The organism is Bacteroides sp. AM16-24, from assembly GCF_003471885.1.
GTDB lineage: Bacteria > Bacteroidota > Bacteroidia > Bacteroidales > Bacteroidaceae > Bacteroides.
Genome location: NZ_QRKI01000013.1, coordinates 169,688 through 186,005, shown reverse-complemented (window position 1 = coordinate 186,005; position 16,318 = coordinate 169,688). Strand labels below are relative to the sequence as shown.

Below are 16,318 nucleotides of genomic sequence, written 5' to 3'. Positions count from 1 at the left end.
GGAGAAAAGGGAGATCAACTTTTCAAGTTCTTCAGGAGAAAAACCTTTACTTCAAATATTATAATGCAGAGAATAAAGAACTTTCGATGTCGTCGAATATACGAAACAACTCTTCTTTCGTTTCTGCCCGTAGCATGGCGATGCGTGTATCCCGGAAATTGGGTATTCCCTTAAACAATGGACTTGCTGCCAGATGGCGGCGTACATGCAGAATCCCTCTTCGTTCATCCAACAGATTGACGCTGTCTATTACTTCCTGACGCAATACACCTAATTTCCATTCTGCACTCAGCGGAGGCAATTCCTCTCCTGTTTCCAGATAATGCCTTACTTCCTTGAATATCCATGGACGGCCGAAGCTGGCACGACCTATCATGATTGCGTCTACTCCGTAAAGCTCAAAACATTCTTTTGCCCTTTGAGGGGTAGTGACATCTCCGTTACCGATAATGGGAATGTGCATCCGCGGGTTCTTCTTCACCTCACCGATAAGTGTCCAGTCCGCTTCACCGGTATACATTTGTGCACGGGTACGCCCATGAATGGTGAGGGCAGCAATACCGCAATCCTGTAACTGCTCGGCAAGATCTACGATGATTTTATTGTTGGCATCCCAGCCTAAACGGGTTTTTACGGTGACGGGTATCTTTACGGCATCCACTACGGCACGGGTAATTTCAAGCATCTTGGGAATATTCTGCAACATACCTGCACCTGCACCCTTGCCTGCTACACGCTTTACGGGACAGCCAAAGTTAATATCAAGAATATCCGGTCGTGCTTCTTCCACAATACGTGCGGCCTCTACCATGGTCTCTGTGTCTTTACCGTATATCTGTATGGCTACGGGGCGTTCTTCGTCACTGATATTCAGTTTCTGCTCGGTTTTGCTGACGGAACGTATCAGGGCATCTGCCGATACAAATTCGGTGTACACCATATTGGCGCCAAACTTCTTGCACATCAGTCGGAATGCGGGGTCGGTGACGTCCTCCATCGGAGCTAAAAATATGGGGCGTTCGCCCAGATCTATGTGGCCTATCTTCATGGATGAATTGAACTAAATGATTATTTCGCTGCAAAAATACGGAAAAAAGCCTACCTTTGTATCATTCATTTATTTAACTAATATAGAATTATGAGAAAAGGTTTGGTTTTAGTAGTGATGTGTGTAGCCATGCTGTTTGCTGCTGCATCTTCTGTTTCTGCACAGGCTCCAAATGACGAGTACAAGGCTACATTGGAAAAAATGCTTGAATTATCCGGTTCTATGGCATCTGCAAAGGCTATGGTACCGCAGATGATAGCTATGTTGAAACAACAGTCGCCTTCGGCTTCAACCGCTTTTTGGGATGGTTTCCAGAAAAAGTGGGAAACAAAATTCGGAAGTAAGCTGGCGGAACTTTATGCTCCTGTTTATCAGAAGTATCTTACACTGGATGATTTGAAGAAAATCGTTGCTTTTTATGAAACACCCGTCGGAAAGAAGTTGGGCGCATCTACGCCTGCTATGATGACCGAAGGTATGCAGATCGGACAACAGTTGGGCATGGAGATTGCCACTGAACTCCAGAAAGACCTGGATGCGCAGGGAAACAAATGAGTAAGTTACAAGCTACGAGCTACCGGCTACGAGTCCTTTCGGAACATAGCGCAGCCACTTGTAGCTTGTAGCCGGTAACTCGTAGCTTATAAATATATGATTTATGGATTTAAAAGATTTTGAAATCATGGCTCCCGTCGGCTCGCGCGAATCACTTGCAGCAGCTATCCAGGCGGGTGCTGATTCTATCTATTTCGGCATTGAGAATCTGAATATGCGCGCCCGTTCGGCGAATACTTTCACCGTTGACGATCTGAAGGAAATAGCGCAGACGTGTGGTGAGCACGGAATGAAAAGTTATCTCACCGTCAATACCATTATTTATGACCAGGACTTGACGCTGATGCGCACTATTGTAGATGCTGCAAAAGCTGCCGGTATCTCTGCAGTGATTGCTGCGGATGTGGCTGTGATGGGTTATGCACGGCAGATAGGTCAGGAAGTACACCTTTCCACGCAATTGAATATTTCGAATGTGGAAGCACTGCGCTTTTATGCACAGTTTGCTGATGTAGTGGTGTTGGCACGCGAATTGAATCTGGAACAGGTAGCCGAGATTTACCGTCATATCTGCGAAGAAAATATCTGCGGACCCGACGGGAAACCTATCCGTATCGAGATGTTCTGCCACGGTGCGCTTTGCATGGCAGTGTCCGGAAAATGTTATCTTTCACTTCACGAGATGAATCACTCGGCTAACCGGGGTGCCTGTATGCAAGTGTGCCGCCGCTCTTATACGGTACGTGATAAAGAGACGGATGTGGAACTGGAAGTGGACAATCAGTATATCATGTCTCCCAAAGACCTGAAAACCATTCATTTTATGAATAAGATGCTGGATGCAGGCGTACGGGTATTCAAAATAGAAGGGCGTGCCCGTGGACCGGAGTATGTCCGTACGGTAGTGGAGTGCTATAAAGAGGCTATCCGTTCTTATCTGGACGGTACGTTTACCGATGAAAAGATTGCCGCATGGGATGAACGCCTGAAAACAGTATTCAACCGTGGTTTCTGGGATGGTTACTATTTGGGCCAACGCCTTGGTGAATGGACAAAGAACTACGGTTCTGCAGCTACGGAACGGAAAATATATGTAGGCAAGGGCGTCAGGTATTTCTCTAATATCGGTGTGGCAGAATTCTTGGTAGAAGCTGCGGAGTTGAATGTAGGTGATAAGTTACTGATTACGGGACCCACTACAGGTGCGGTATTTACTACGCTCGATGAGGCCCGCGTTGATCTGAAACCTGTGCAAACGGTGAAGAAAGGACAGCATTTCTCGATGAAAGCGGACAAAATACGTCCCAGTGACAAACTTTACAAGTTGGTTTCTACGGAAGAATTAAAGAAATTCAAAGGACTGGACATTGAAAAAACTCGCGGATGATACACTTATGATACACTTTATAAGTGTAAAGCTATACCTGTAAAATGATTCAAATAGAGTGTGTCACAAGTGTATCATTTTCAAAGAAAGTGTGCCATAAGTGTGTCATTTAAGTTTTATTATGGAAAAGTATATCTATGAGTTGGAGATGAAGGTGCGCGACTATGAGTGCGACCTGCAAGGCATCGTGAATAATGCGAACTATCAGCATTATCTGGAACATACCAGACATGAGTTCCTGTTATCAACAGGCGTAAGTTTTGCCAAGTTGCACGAGCAAGGTGTAGACCCTGTGGTGGCACGCATCAATATGGCGTTTAAAACTCCGTTGAAGAGTGGCGACGAGTTTGTTTCCAAACTCTATATGAAGAAGGAAGGCATCAAGTATGTTTTCTATCAGGACATCTTCAGGAAGAGTGACAATAAAGTAGTAGTCAAGGCAATGGTGGATACGGTCTGTCTAGTGAACGGACGTTTGAGCGACAGCGAACTGTTTGATAAAATCTTTGCGCCTTATCTTACCGATAATCTCTAATCACTAACTATCGTGAATAACGACGAACGTATTTGCAGTATAGCCCTCACACTTTGCCCCGGTATAGGACATATCGGGGCGAAGCGTTTAATAGACGGTATAGGTAGTGCTGCCGAAGTCTTCCGTCTGCGTAAAGAATTGCCCGAACTCCTTCCCGGTGTAAGTCCCGCTGTGGTTGCTGCACTTGATAACCCCGCAGCTTTTCTACGTGCCGAACATGAGATGGAATTTGTGGAGAAGAATCGCCTGACCTGCCTTACGTTAAAAGACGAATCTTATCCTTCTCGCTTGCGTGAGTGTGAAGATGCTCCGGTAGTTCTATTCTTCAAGGGTAATACTGATTTCAACCGTCTTCGCGTTATTGATATGGTAGGCACCCGTAATGCTACGGAATATGGCAAACAGTTTTGTGCAGACTTTCTTCGTGATTTGTCTGCTTCCTGTCCCGATGTCCTGGTTGTGAGTGGCCTGGCTTATGGCATTGATATTCATTCCCATCGTGCAGCATTGGCTAACCATCTTTCCACAGTGGCGGTTCTGGCCCATGGGCTGGACCGTATATATCCTTATGTCCATCGTAAAACAGCTATTGATATGTTAGAAAATGGTGGACTACTCACTGAATTCCTTACCGAAACCAATCCCGACCGTCACAATTTTGTAAGCCGCAATCGTATTGTAGCAGGTATGAGCGATGCTACCATTGTGGTAGAATCAGCCGATAAAGGAGGTTCTCTTATTACAGCGGACCTTGCCGTAGGCTATCACCGTGATTGTTTTGCTGTTCCGGGACGTACTTCAGACGCATCTTCAAGAGGGTGCAATCTGCTGATACGTGAGAATAAAGCCGCTCTCATCCAGTCTGCCGAAGATTTTATAGAAGCTATGGGCTGGAATCCTGCCGGAGAACCCGTTAAGCCGGAAGGCATTCAACGTGATCTTTTTCCAGAATTGAGTAAAGACGAGGAATGTATTGTAGGTATTCTTACCCGCCAAGGAGATCTACACGTCAATGCACTGGTAGTAGAAGCGGATATTCCTGTGAACCGTATGACTGGTTTGCTTTTCGAGTTGGAGATGAAAGGGGTGGTTCGTGCAATGGTGGGAGGAGTATATCATTTATTAATGTGAGTCGTCTGTAGAACGATATTTTTTCATATCTTTGCTTGCGTTACCATGTCATAATGCTATGAAATACCTTATTTTATGTCTGTTCCTATTATGTGGAGAATTGCTTGTATGTGCACAGCATATGCTTTCCAGACAGTTTCCTTTCTTCTATCAATTGTCTTCCAATGAAATCTTTGATATTTATCAGGACCGCACAGGTTATCTTTGGATTGGTACTACGAATGGTCTGGCACGATATGACGGTTATGGATTACAGACTTTCCGTTCCGACTATAAAAACCTGAACTTATTAAGTGACAATTCTATCGTATGCATAACCGATAATGATGTATATGTATGGATTGCGACGAGAAAAGGTGTTAACCTCTATAATAAACAGACTTGCCAGGTCATACCATTCCCTGATGAAAGACTCCGGAATAGGGTAATAGACTATATAGTAATTGATAAAAACGAAATCTCCTGGATAGCCTCCGGAGGAAAAATCTATAAGTGTGACTCCACTGCTCATGTTATACGCGAATATGAACTTTCTTCTGAATCGGGTAAAAGCCCTACTGTAAATTCTATATATGTAGATTCTGGAGGATCGGTATGGGTACTTTCCTATGCAGGTTTGTTCAAATATGATCTGCATACTGACTCTTTCGTAGGCTATCCGCAACTTGAAAAAGGGAACTCATTTTTTACTATGTTCCAGGATAGCTCGGGAAACTATTGGATAGGCACATGGGGAGAAGGATTGTGGCAGTTTTTCCCGGATAAGGCAGGAGAAGAATGTTATAAGCGACACCATGTACTGAATCCCCGAAGCGGTGAGACTGAACCTATCTTTTTCAGTATGACCCAGGATGATACTTTCGGTTATCTTTGGCTGTTATCTTATGGAGGGCTCTATGCGTTAGAATATACAGGCGAAGGGACATTGAAGCAGGTCGATATACACGATCTGGTAGATACACAGATGATGTACACCAGAATACGAAAAGACAGAGAAGGTAATTTGTGGTTGGCTTCTTATGATATGGCTTATACCATTTTCTTTGATAATTCGAATATAGATAATTATCCTTTGCGTCAGTTTAAGGAACAAACAGGATGGGATGCCAATCTACTTAATCTTTGCTTGGATGGAGATAATGTTTTATGGATGAGCCAAGACAGATATGGACTTTGCCTGTACGATTTGTCCCGGGATGCCTTTGCAGATATCAGTAAGACGGGGAATTTGGGAGAGGCAGATATTCTGATAAAATCCTGTTCTAAATCCGGAGTGTGGGCCAGTATCCGTGGTGTTACCCGCTTGATACGGCTTACCAACCAGAATCTCAGAGTACAGGTGGCAGAAGATGTTGACCTGTCAGAATTGATAAAGAAACAAGAAATGATAAAGGGGCTGGTGGAAGATGGTGACGGTAATCTGTGGATAACTACGTGGAATAATATATATGTAAAGTGTCCTGATGTTCGGAACTTGATAAACCAGGATGCCGCTCTTCCGCTAATGTCTTCTTTGGCTTGTGATATGCAGGGAAGAATCTGGGGGATATCAGCAGATAAACAGGTCTATCGGCTGCATTATGCTGATAATAAAATCAGTTATGAACAGAAGGGAAACCTTATGCTTTATTTCTACGAGAAAGAAGAGGTAAAGAATATATGTGTAGATGAAGAAGGCTGTTTGTGGGTAATCTCCTCTTTGGGAAAGATTTTCAAGTCTGATAAAGATAAACAGACATTAGCAAATATGTGTTTGGATGATGTCATTGATGACTGTTCCGTACTCGGGTTATTATCGAATAAAGGAAACGTCTGGATTATTACGAATAAAAAAATACTTTGTTATGATATTCGTCGGAAGATTTATACAGGTTACACTACTTCGGATGACAATATGCTGGTAGATGTTTTCAGATACAGGGCCTTTAGTGGAGACAGTCAGGGGGGATTGTATGCCGGTGGACACCGTGGGGTTACACATATACGTTCTGTTGGTACTTCGCAGGAGAGTAAAGCTTATTCCAATCCAGTTATCACGGATGTCAAGGTAGGGGATAAAAGTATTTTCTTCCCTTATACTTCGGAGGAGAATACAGTGGAAAATATATCTCTCGATCCGAACGACCGGAATATAGAGATATTTTTTTCTCCTCTTCAATATTCACTCAATGCCAGGTGCCGGGCTGCTTATAAACTGGAAGGGGTTGACAAAGACTGGATTGTTTTGAATCATGATAAATATTCGGCTTTTTACAATCAGTTGAAAAGAGGGACCTATAAGTTTAGGTTGAAACTGGAATATGAACAGGGCAAATGGACTGAAGACAGTGTATTGCTGATTCTTGAGAAGAAACCGGCTTTTTATGAGACTTGGTTTGCATATTTTGTTTATGCTCTCTTAATCGGGCTCTGCTTCTATACTGTAATCCGGCTCTACATGCGCCGCATCAGGTTGAAGAGTGAAGTCAAGCTGCAAGAAGAACTAACGCGTACGAAACTTACTTATTTCACTAATGTTTCCCATGAATTATTGACGCCTCTCACCGTTATATCCTGTATATCTGATTATTTAGACCAGAAAGCACCGAATATGGAGCAACAAGCCGTAATGTTGAGAGCCAATGTAGATAAGTTGAAACGGCTGATACAGCAGGTGCTCGATTTCAGGAAAATGGATGTGGGGAAGTTGAAGTTGAATGTTTCTGAAGGAGAGATTAATGAGTTCATCTTGAATATCTGTCGGATAAACTTCCTTCCTCTTGCCCTAAAGAAGAATATCACATTGGAAACTCGCATTCGGGCAGAAGAAGAATTTGGATATCTGGACTTTGACAAGTTGGATAAGATATTGCATAACCTGTTGTCCAACGCTATTAAGTATACCCCGGAGAATAAACGGATTATCGTCGAGGCACGGACTGAAGTTTGTGAAGAAAATCATAGAATGTTGTTGTTGAAGGTGGAAGATGAGGGTATCGGGATTCCTGCCAAAGAGATAGAGCATGTCTTCACCCGCTTCTATAGTAGCCGTAAAAACAGGGGAATTGAATCAAATGGTATCGGGCTTTCTTTGACGAAAGACCTGGTGAATCTTCACCACGGTACTATCATGGTAGAAAGTGTTCAAGGACAAGGCACGTGTTTCACGGTAAAGTTGCCTATTGATAAGGAGAGCTACGCAGCGGATGAACTGGTGGATGAAACGATGGTCTCATCATCTGCTCCGGACGAACAGTACTCCGAAGATTGTGCCGTTTTGTCCGATGACACGGACAAGCTCACACTGTTGCTTATTGACGATAATACCGAACTGCTCTTTATGATGAAGGAGATATTTAAGGAACGGTTCACCGTGTTGACGGCTGTAGATGGGAAGAATGCCTGGGAAAAGCTGAATAACAATGAGGTAGACGTCATCCTGTGCGATGTCATGCTGCCCGACGTGAACGGTTGGGAGCTTTGCACACGTATCAAGGGGGATATGCGTTTTAATCATATTCCTGTCATCATACTTACAGCGAAGAATGGTATCGACGACCGGGTGGCAAGCTATGAGGCCGGTGCGGACGGATATATTGCCAAGCCTTTTGAATTGAAGATACTCTTTGCCCGCGTGGATAACCTGATACGGTCTTCAAAGATGCGTCAGGCCGCTTTTCGTAAAGAAGAAAATATCAATCTGGAAGGACTTGCCTATCCATCGGCGGATAAACAGTTTCTGCAATCTATTATCGATAGCATAGAACAACATCTTGAAGAGTCGGAGTTCGATCTTGAACATCTTTCTACAGAAATGAATATGTCCAAATCTACCCTGTACCGCAAAATAAAGTCCATGACCGGAATGACGCCTTTAGATTTCGTGCGGAATGTCAAGATGAAACGTGCCTGTATGATGCTTCTTGCCCGGACACTAAATATTTCGGAGATTGCCTATGCCATAGGTTTCAGTAGTCCTAAATATTTTACTAAATGTTTCAAGGAAGAGTTTGGTGTTACGCCGACAGAATATTTGCAGAGGCAGGGAGAGACGAATTCCTAAGCGGAGCTATTTTACTATAATGCCTCTTCTTTAGGGTATAAAATCCTTTCATCAGGGTATAGAAACGTTTCATGACAGGAATTTACCCCTCCGGCGACCTGTTTTTGTCCCCTCTCCTTTACTGAATATAGCTTGTTTTGTCACAAGAATTTAAACTTGAGTCATAACTATTATGAGAAAAGCAAGCAAGCTATTATTTTTGTGTATGGTGATGTTAGTCACCACCTTTTCGGGCGGTACACTTCGTGCATCCGGGCGTAAAATCCTTTTCAATAAGGATTGGAAATTCCATTTGGGCATTGCGGCCAATACCGAACAGCCGGAATACAATGACAGCCGTTGGAGAGTACTCGACCTCCCCCATGACTGGAGTGTAGAACCACTACCCTTTCAGAAAGAAGGAATCACCGTCGGTCCCTTCTCGCGCATGAGCGAAGGAGACATCGACACCGGGCAGACCGTGGGCGGTGAAGGCTGGTACCGGAAAAAATTCACCCTCTCCGGAGACGATGCCGGCAAACGCATTGTCCTTTATTTCGAAGGAGTGTACAATCAATCCGAACTCTGGATAAATGGCAAAAAGGCTAACTTCAATGCTTACGGCTATACTTCTTATAAGGTAGACATCACCCCCTATCTGAATGCTCCCGGCACCCCGAACGCCATTGCCATGAAAGTGGTGAATGCAGGGCGCAACAGCCGTTGGTATGCCGGTTCGGGCATCTTCCGCCACGTGTGGCTGATGAAGACGGAGAAGCTCTATCTGGACGAGTGGGATACCTTTGTCGATGCTTCCGAACTGCAAAAGAAGGACGCTGTGATTAAGTTCTCCACTATCATACACAACGAGGCCCTGCAAAATAAATCAGGTAAAATAGGTATTAAAATATATTCACCTGCCGGAAACGAAGTGTTTTCAACCTCACAGGACGTGCTGCTCTCCGAAGAGACTCCGGTAGCAACATCTTTCTCCATCAAAAAGCCCGAGTTATGGTCGGTAGACACACCGGTGCTCTACACGGCAGAAGTATCGCTATTCTCCAACGAAAAGGAATATGATAAGATTACCGTTCCTTTCGGCATCCGCACCCTCTCTTTCTCTGCCGACAAAGGTTTCCTGCTGAACGGCAAACCTGTGAAACTGAAAGGAGGCTGCATCCATCACGACAACGGACTGCTGGGAGCGGTTGCCATAGATCGTGCCGAAGAGCGGAAGGTGGAACTTATGAAAGCCAATGGCTACAACGCCGTCAGATGCTCTCACAACCAAGTGTCCGAACACTTTCTTGATGCCTGCGACAGGCTTGGCATGCTGGTCATTCACGAAACGTTCGACCAATGGCAAGCTGCGAAGCGTGAACAAGACTATCATCAGTTCTTTGATGAATGGAGCGACAGAGACTTGTCCGCATCTGTCCGCCGCGACCGCAACCATCCTTCCATCATCATGTGGAGCATCGGAAATGAGGTGGCACAGCGTGCCGATGAACCCGAAGGAGACTTGATTTCGAAGAGACTGGTCGGAACCATCCGCAAATACGATACGTCCCGCTTCACAACCATAGGGTCAAACGATTTCTGGGACCGCCGCCAGTTCACCTGGGATAAAGACTCCTATAGAATCTTCCGGAACCTGGATGTGGCAGGCTACAACTACATCTGGTGGAAATATGAAAGTGATCATGCAGCCTATCCCGACCGCGTCATTTATGGCAGCGAGTCTTATCCGAAAGAAGCCGCCCAGAACTGGAATCTTGTAGAAAAGCATCCGTATGTGATAGGCGATTTTGTCTGGACGGCTATCGACTATCTGGGTGAAGCCGGACTGGCTCATGCCTTGTACCTGGGTGAGGGCGAACACAATCCGCAATTCATGGGTTGGCCCTGGTATAATGGCTGGTGTGGCGACATCGACCTTTGCGGTGACAAGAAGCCCCAATCTTATTATCGTGATGTGCTTTGGCGGGAACGTCCGCTGACGATGGCCGTACATGCCCCCGTTCCCGATAATAAGAAAGAAGTGGTGAATGGCTGGGGATGGCCCAACGAACTTGTAAGCTGGAACTGGAAAGGATTGGAAGGACAAACCCTGTCAGTCAACGTATACAGCCGTTCCCCGAAAGTGAGACTCTACCTGAATGGCAAGCTGATAGGTGAGAAAGAAACCGGCAAGGAGAATCATACAGCCACCTTCGAGGTGCCTTATGAACCGGGCATTCTGAAAGCGGTGAATTCAAAAGGCAAGGAAGAATTCATATTGAAGACAGCCGGAGAGCCTGCCGCCATACGTCTGACTGCCGACCGGAATACCATCAAAGCCTGCAAGAACGACCTCTCTTACGTGAAGATAGAGCTGGTAGACAAAGACGGAAATGTAGTTCCCGATACGTCCTTGCCCGTCAAGATAGCATGCAGTGGCAAGGGAACCGTTATTGCCAGTGGAAATGCTGCCTATGATGACATGAAAAGCTTCCGTTCGCTTACCCCCAACACATTCCGGGGAAGAGCCATCGCCATTGTTCAGCCCACGGAAGAAAAGGGCGAAATACGGGTGACGGTCTCTGCCGAAGGAATGGAGGATGCCTCTGTACTGATACATGCCGAATGATAGAAGCGGTGCCGTCGCACTCTTTAAACACACATATATATACGTTTAACTTTAAATATATTATTATGAAAAACAAATGTCTGAATTTCCTTCTGTTTGTTGTTGTTGCCTTCGTGAGCCCGGGTTTGCTGTGGGCTCAGAACCAACCTGTCAAAGGAAAAGTATTGGATGAGAAAACGAAAGAGGCTCTGATAGGAGTTTCTGTTCTGGAAGCGGGTAGCACGTCTAACGGTACGGTGACTGACCTGGACGGTAACTTCTCCCTCTCCGTGCCCGAAGGCGCCACGCTGCGCATCTCTTATGTGGGATACTTGGTACAGGAAATCCCTCTTAACGGAAGAAAAAGCCTGGAAGTGCTTCTAAAGGAAGATACTGAAATGCTGGACGAAGTGGTAATCGTGGGCTATGGTGTCCAGAAGAAAGCTACCTTGTCCGGTTCTGTAACCAGCATCGGCGGCGAAAAGCTGGCAAACACCCCTGTAACTAATGTCAGTCAGGGACTTGCCGGACGGCTGCCTGGTGTGGTTGCCATCTCCAATACGGCAGAACCGGGTTACGATGGAGCTACCATCAGAATCCGTGGTGTCAACACTTTCGGTAAAGCCGACCCGTTGGTGGTAGTGGACGGCGTTCCGGGACGCTCGCTTGAACGTATCGACCCCAGCACCATTGAGACTATGTCCGTCATGAAGGATGCTTCGGCTGCCATCTATGGTGCACAGGCCGCCAATGGTGTAATTATCATTACCACCAAGCGGGGCAAAAAGGGTAAACCCACCGTAAACCTTTCCTATAACTACGGTATATCCCGTCCTACCGTCATCCCCGAAATGGCGAATGCTTCCGAATACGCCACTTTGTTGAATGAGATTGATAAGTACGCAGGCAACAAAGAACGCTATACCCCGGAAGATATTCAGAAATACCGTGATGGCTCCGATCCCTGGTCGTATCCCAACACCGACTGGTTCAAAGAAACCTTGAAACCCTGGTCTCCCCAGACCTATGCCAATGCCACTATCGACGGCGGTACGGACAACATGACCTACTTCGTCAGTGTATCTGCTAAAACCCAGGACGGATTTTACCGCAATAGCGGAACCAAGTACAACCAGTACGACCTGAAATCGAATCTGGACCTGAAACTCAATAAGTACATCAACCTCTTCATGAACCTCACGGGGCGTATGGAAGACCGTAAATATCCCACTCGTTCGTCCGAGAATATTTTCAGAATGCTGATGAGGTCCAAGCCCAACATGCCTGCTTATTGGCCCAATGGGCTCCCGGGTCCCGATATCGAGTTTGGTGATAACCCGGTAGTGATTGCCACCGACGCCACAGGCTACGAGCGAGACAAACGCTACATACTGAACGGAGACTTCGGCGTTAACATCAATGTTCCTTATGTGGAAGGACTCACTCTTAAAGCCACTGCCTCACTGGACAAGAACTTCCGTTTCCGCAAGATATGGCAGACCCCCTGGACTTTGTACTCATGGGACGGGACATCCATGGATGAAAACAATAATCCTCTTCTGGTAGAAGGTAAGAAAGGTTTCAGCGATCCCCGTCTCAGGGAGTCTATGGAAGACAACCAGAATATCCTGCTCAGCGGCATTATAAACTATAACCGTACTTTTGCTGAGAACCATTCTGTAAATGTGCTGGCGGGTGCAGAAAGAATCACCGGTAAGGGAGACTCCTTTGAGGCGTTCCGCAGATATTTCATTTCCACTGCCATTGATGAACTGTTTGCCGGTGGACAGGACGAAATAAATAATACCGGTAAGGGGTATAAAGAGGCGCGTCTCAACTACTTCGGCCGTGTGAATTACAGCTATAAGTCCAAGTACCTGGCCGAATTTGTATGGAGATACCAGGGCTCATATATCTTCGACCATTCCAATCAGTTCGGCTTCTTCCCAGGTGTTTCATTGGGTTACGTCATCTCCGAAGAGAACTTCTTTAAGAAGGCGCTGCCTTTCGTCCACTTTGCCAAAGTCCGTGCTTCCTGGGGAAAGACGGGCAACGATATGATCGATCCGTATCAGTATCTCGCTTCTTATACCTTCAACAACCTGATGTACCTCACGAATGGCGGTGCAACTGCCAATCAATCCCTGATGGAAAACGTAGCCCCCAACGTCAATGTAACCTGGGAGACAGCTACTCAACAAAACATCGGTTTAGACTTGCAGTTCCTGAATGGCGACTTGGCTGTAACCGTCGATTACTTCTACAATAAGCGGAAAGACATCCTTTGGAAGCGGAATGCTTCTGTTCCCAATACTTCGGGACTCACTTTACCCGATGAAAACCTCGGAAAGGTGAAGAACCAGGGTGTTGATTTCAGCATAGATTATCGCAAACGTTTCAAAGACTTCTCTCTGGGAGTAGGCTTGAACGGAGTGTATGCCAAGAATAAAATTCTCTTTTGGGATGAAGCTCCGGGTGCTCCCGATTATCAGAAGTCAACGGGGATGCCCATTGATGCCGGACTTTATTATGAGGCCATCGGCATCTTCAAAGACGAAGCTCACGTGGAATCCTATCCGCACTGGGCAGGCGCCCGTCCCGGAGATATTATTTTCAGGGATGTAAATGGTGACAAAGTGATTGATGGCAACGACCGTGTGCGGAATGACAAGACCAAGACTCCCACCTTCACGGGCGGCTTGAACGTTGACCTTACCTATAAGGATTTCGACTTCTCCGTATTGTTTCAGGGTGCATTTGGCGGTGTATTCCAGCAAAGCACGGAATCGGGTGATTTCGGAAACTTCCTGAAGAGTTTCTATGACAACCGCTGGACGGAAGATAACCCTACAGCCAGTTTCCCGCGTACCTACAACCGTAGCAATGAATACTGGGTGAACCAGCCTAATACATTCTGGCTGCACAAAACGGACTATGTTCGCCTGAAGAACATTGAGTTGGGCTATACCGTGCCCAAAGTCTTTACCAAACAAGCCGGCATCGAAAGAGTACGCGTGTACATCAGCGCTTATAACCTGCTGACATTTAGTCCCGACATGAAGGACTACGACCCTGAGAATACGAGTGGTTCCGGCTACAACCACCCGTTGAACAAAGTATTGAATTTTGGAGTAAATGTAACCTTTTAATTGAAATGTTATGAAACAGTTTAAGATATTCGCTATGCTGATGATGCTGATGTTCACGGCATGTAATGATGATTTCCTCAATGTAGACCCGCTGGACCGCTATTCGGATGCTGCGGTCTGGACGGACAAGGCGCTGGTGACTTCGTTTGTCAACAACATCTATCAGGGGCAGTATTATGGCTTCCACACCGTGATGTTCTCTTCCCTTTGCGATGAAGCAATGGAAGTATGGTCTTGGGAGAGCCAGCCCGTTGTGAAGAGTGAGATTAACCCGAGTTATCTGGGCATCCTGGGACCCGGGTTCTGGATTTATGCTTTCAATAACGTCACGTGGAACAGGCTGTATAAGAATATCCGTGCTTGCAACATCTTCTTTGAGAATGTGGAGAAGTACGAGTTGCAGGGGAATGACATAGACCAGTTGCGGGGAGAAGTGCACTACTTGCGCGGTTATTTCTACTATTGGCTGATGAGCTTCTGGGGCGGTGTGCCACTTATCGACAAGTCTTATTCACCTTCGGACGAGTTGTTGGTGACGAGGAATACACTGAAAGAAACGGTTGACTATATTGTGAAGGAGCTGGATGCTGCCGCTGGCTTGCTACCTCTGAGCGGTGATAAGGCGCGTGCCACTAAAGGTGCGGCATTGGCATTGAAGTCGCGGGTGCTGCTTTATGCGGCAAGCGACCTGTACAACTCTCAGGCATCGTGGGCATCCGGTTACAAGAATCCGGAGTTAGTGAGCTATGTGGATGGTGACCGGCAAGCCCGTTGGGAAGCAGCCCGGAAGGCGGCAAAGGATGTGATGGACCTTAATATCTATCGTTTGTACGGCGAAAATGGATTCTCAACGGCGGAAGAAGCGACTGACAACTATGTGAATCTCTTCTTGAATAATGGAAATGATGAAGATATTATGCTGACATACTATGACATTGTAAATAGCAACAACGGGGATTTCCAGTGCCCGAGTCTCGGTTTGTTCAACTCTCCCAACGGTTTCCATGGTTGGGGTGGCAATGTGCCTACAGGGCAGATGGTAGATTCTTATGAAATGATTGATGGCAGCAAGTTCAGTTGGGACAACCCGGAACATAAGGCGGAACCTTATAAGAACAGAGACCCGCGTTTTTATGCCTGTGTGCTTTATGATGGAGCGAAATGGAGGCAACGTCCTGATGACGTGATTGGTTCCGATCCGGAGGGAATTGTGCAGACGGGCTTCTATGAGAATGCAAATGGTTCTTATAATCCGGGGCTGGATACCCGCCAAGGGCCGATAGAAGACTGGAACGGGACATACACAGGATATTATATGCGTAAGTTTATTGATCCCGCTGTTAATCATCAGTATGACCGCCAGAACTATCCTTTCCGTCAAATCAGGTATGCAGAAGTGTTGCTGAACTATGCTGAGGCTTGCCTTGAACTGGGAGATGAAGGAGAAGCTGTGAAGTATATCAATAAAATCCGTACCAGAGCCGGAATGCCAGATATTCCGATGGGAGTGACCGGTGCCGCGCTGGTGGAGCGTTACCGCAATGAGCGGAAGATTGAGCTGGCTTATGAACAGCATCGTTACTTTGACATCCGCAGGTGGATGATTGCTCCCGATGTGATAAAGAATGCACAGGGCATTGATATCCGTTATCCTTATGGAGGCGGCAAACAGGTTTATTCAATTACGGAAGTACAGGAACGGGGATGGAAGAACAAATCTTATTTCCTGCCTATCCTCTTGGACGAGATACAGAAGAATGAACTGCTGATACAGAATCCGGACTACTAATTTTTCTTTGTCAGTCGAATCTGTCTTTTCAGATTATCGTGTAATCGCATTGTGGTAGGCTAATACTGCAATGCGATTACTATATTTGTAGCTTT

At 46.0% G+C, this 16,318-nt stretch carries 9 protein-coding genes; 8 read left to right on the top strand and 1 reads right to left on the bottom strand.

Features of this window, described 5'->3' with window-relative positions:
• Positions 1-58: 58 nt before the first annotated feature.
• The gene (gene dusB, locus DW182_RS15485; protein WP_118296083.1) at positions 59-1,048 is read right to left on the bottom strand and encodes a tRNA dihydrouridine synthase DusB; all 990 of its coding nucleotides are present in this window, start codon (positions 1,046-1,048) and stop codon (positions 59-61) included.
• A 90-nt stretch (positions 1,049-1,138) separates the two neighbouring features.
• Here dusB and DW182_RS15480 point away from each other — a divergent pair, with 90 nt between their 5' ends.
• The 8 genes from DW182_RS15480 to DW182_RS15445 all read left to right on the top strand — a co-directional run bounded on the left by DW182_RS15480 (position 1,139) and on the right by DW182_RS15445 (position 16,223).
• Positions 1,139-1,603 carry a DUF2059 domain-containing protein gene (locus DW182_RS15480; RefSeq protein WP_007660924.1) on the top strand — a complete coding sequence of 155 codons (465 nt, stop codon included), beginning with the start codon at positions 1,139-1,141 and terminating at the stop codon, positions 1,601-1,603.
• A gap of 103 nt (positions 1,604-1,706) precedes the next feature.
• Positions 1,707-2,990, top strand: coding sequence for a peptidase U32 family protein (locus DW182_RS15475; protein WP_118296082.1), 1,284 nt, complete (start codon positions 1,707-1,709; stop codon positions 2,988-2,990).
• A 121-nt stretch (positions 2,991-3,111) separates the two neighbouring features.
• Positions 3,112-3,525 (top strand): thioesterase family protein, encoded by a 414-nt coding sequence (locus tag DW182_RS15470; protein WP_118296081.1) that lies wholly within the window; start codon positions 3,112-3,114, stop codon positions 3,523-3,525.
• Between the two features lie 12 nt (positions 3,526-3,537).
• Positions 3,538-4,656: a DNA-processing protein DprA gene (gene dprA, locus DW182_RS15465; RefSeq protein ID WP_118296080.1), complete on the top strand. Its 1,119-nt coding sequence runs from the start codon at positions 3,538-3,540 to the stop codon at positions 4,654-4,656.
• Positions 4,657-4,714: 58 nt separating this feature from the next.
• Entirely contained in the window at positions 4,715-8,698 is a 3,984-nt protein-coding gene (locus tag DW182_RS15460) for a hybrid sensor histidine kinase/response regulator transcription factor (RefSeq protein WP_044154773.1), read from the top strand.
• Between the two features lie 172 nt (positions 8,699-8,870).
• Positions 8,871-11,306, top strand: coding sequence for a glycoside hydrolase family 2 TIM barrel-domain containing protein (locus tag DW182_RS15455; protein ID WP_118296079.1), 2,436 nt, complete (start codon positions 8,871-8,873; stop codon positions 11,304-11,306).
• The gene (locus tag DW182_RS15450; RefSeq protein ID WP_370449819.1) at positions 11,303-14,434 is read left to right on the top strand and encodes a SusC/RagA family TonB-linked outer membrane protein; all 3,132 of its coding nucleotides are present in this window, start codon (positions 11,303-11,305) and stop codon (positions 14,432-14,434) included. The genes DW182_RS15455 and DW182_RS15450 overlap by 4 nt, the downstream gene beginning before the upstream one ends.
• A gap of 10 nt (positions 14,435-14,444) precedes the next feature.
• Positions 14,445-16,223, top strand: coding sequence for a RagB/SusD family nutrient uptake outer membrane protein (locus DW182_RS15445; protein ID WP_007660914.1), 1,779 nt, complete (start codon positions 14,445-14,447; stop codon positions 16,221-16,223).
• The last annotated feature ends 95 nt before the right edge of the window (positions 16,224-16,318 follow it).

What these genes read in the sequence shown, in the direction of transcription:
- dusB (WP_118296083.1), bottom strand. Translation starts at nt 1,048, where the DNA reads ATGAAGATAGGCCACATAGATCTGGGCGAACGCCCCATATTTTTAGCT.
- DW182_RS15480 (WP_007660924.1), top strand. Translation starts at nt 1,139, where the DNA reads ATGAGAAAAGGTTTGGTTTTAGTAGTGATGTGTGTAGCCATGCTGTTT.
- DW182_RS15475 (WP_118296082.1), top strand. Translation starts at nt 1,707, where the DNA reads ATGGATTTAAAAGATTTTGAAATCATGGCTCCCGTCGGCTCGCGCGAA.
- DW182_RS15470 (WP_118296081.1), top strand. Translation starts at nt 3,112, where the DNA reads ATGGAAAAGTATATCTATGAGTTGGAGATGAAGGTGCGCGACTATGAG.
- DW182_RS15460 (WP_044154773.1), top strand. Translation starts at nt 4,715, where the DNA reads ATGAAATACCTTATTTTATGTCTGTTCCTATTATGTGGAGAATTGCTT.
- DW182_RS15455 (WP_118296079.1), top strand. Translation starts at nt 8,871, where the DNA reads ATGAGAAAAGCAAGCAAGCTATTATTTTTGTGTATGGTGATGTTAGTC.
- DW182_RS15450 (WP_370449819.1), top strand. Translation starts at nt 11,303, where the DNA reads ATGATAGAAGCGGTGCCGTCGCACTCTTTAAACACACATATATATACG.
- DW182_RS15445 (WP_007660914.1), top strand. Translation starts at nt 14,445, where the DNA reads ATGAAACAGTTTAAGATATTCGCTATGCTGATGATGCTGATGTTCACG.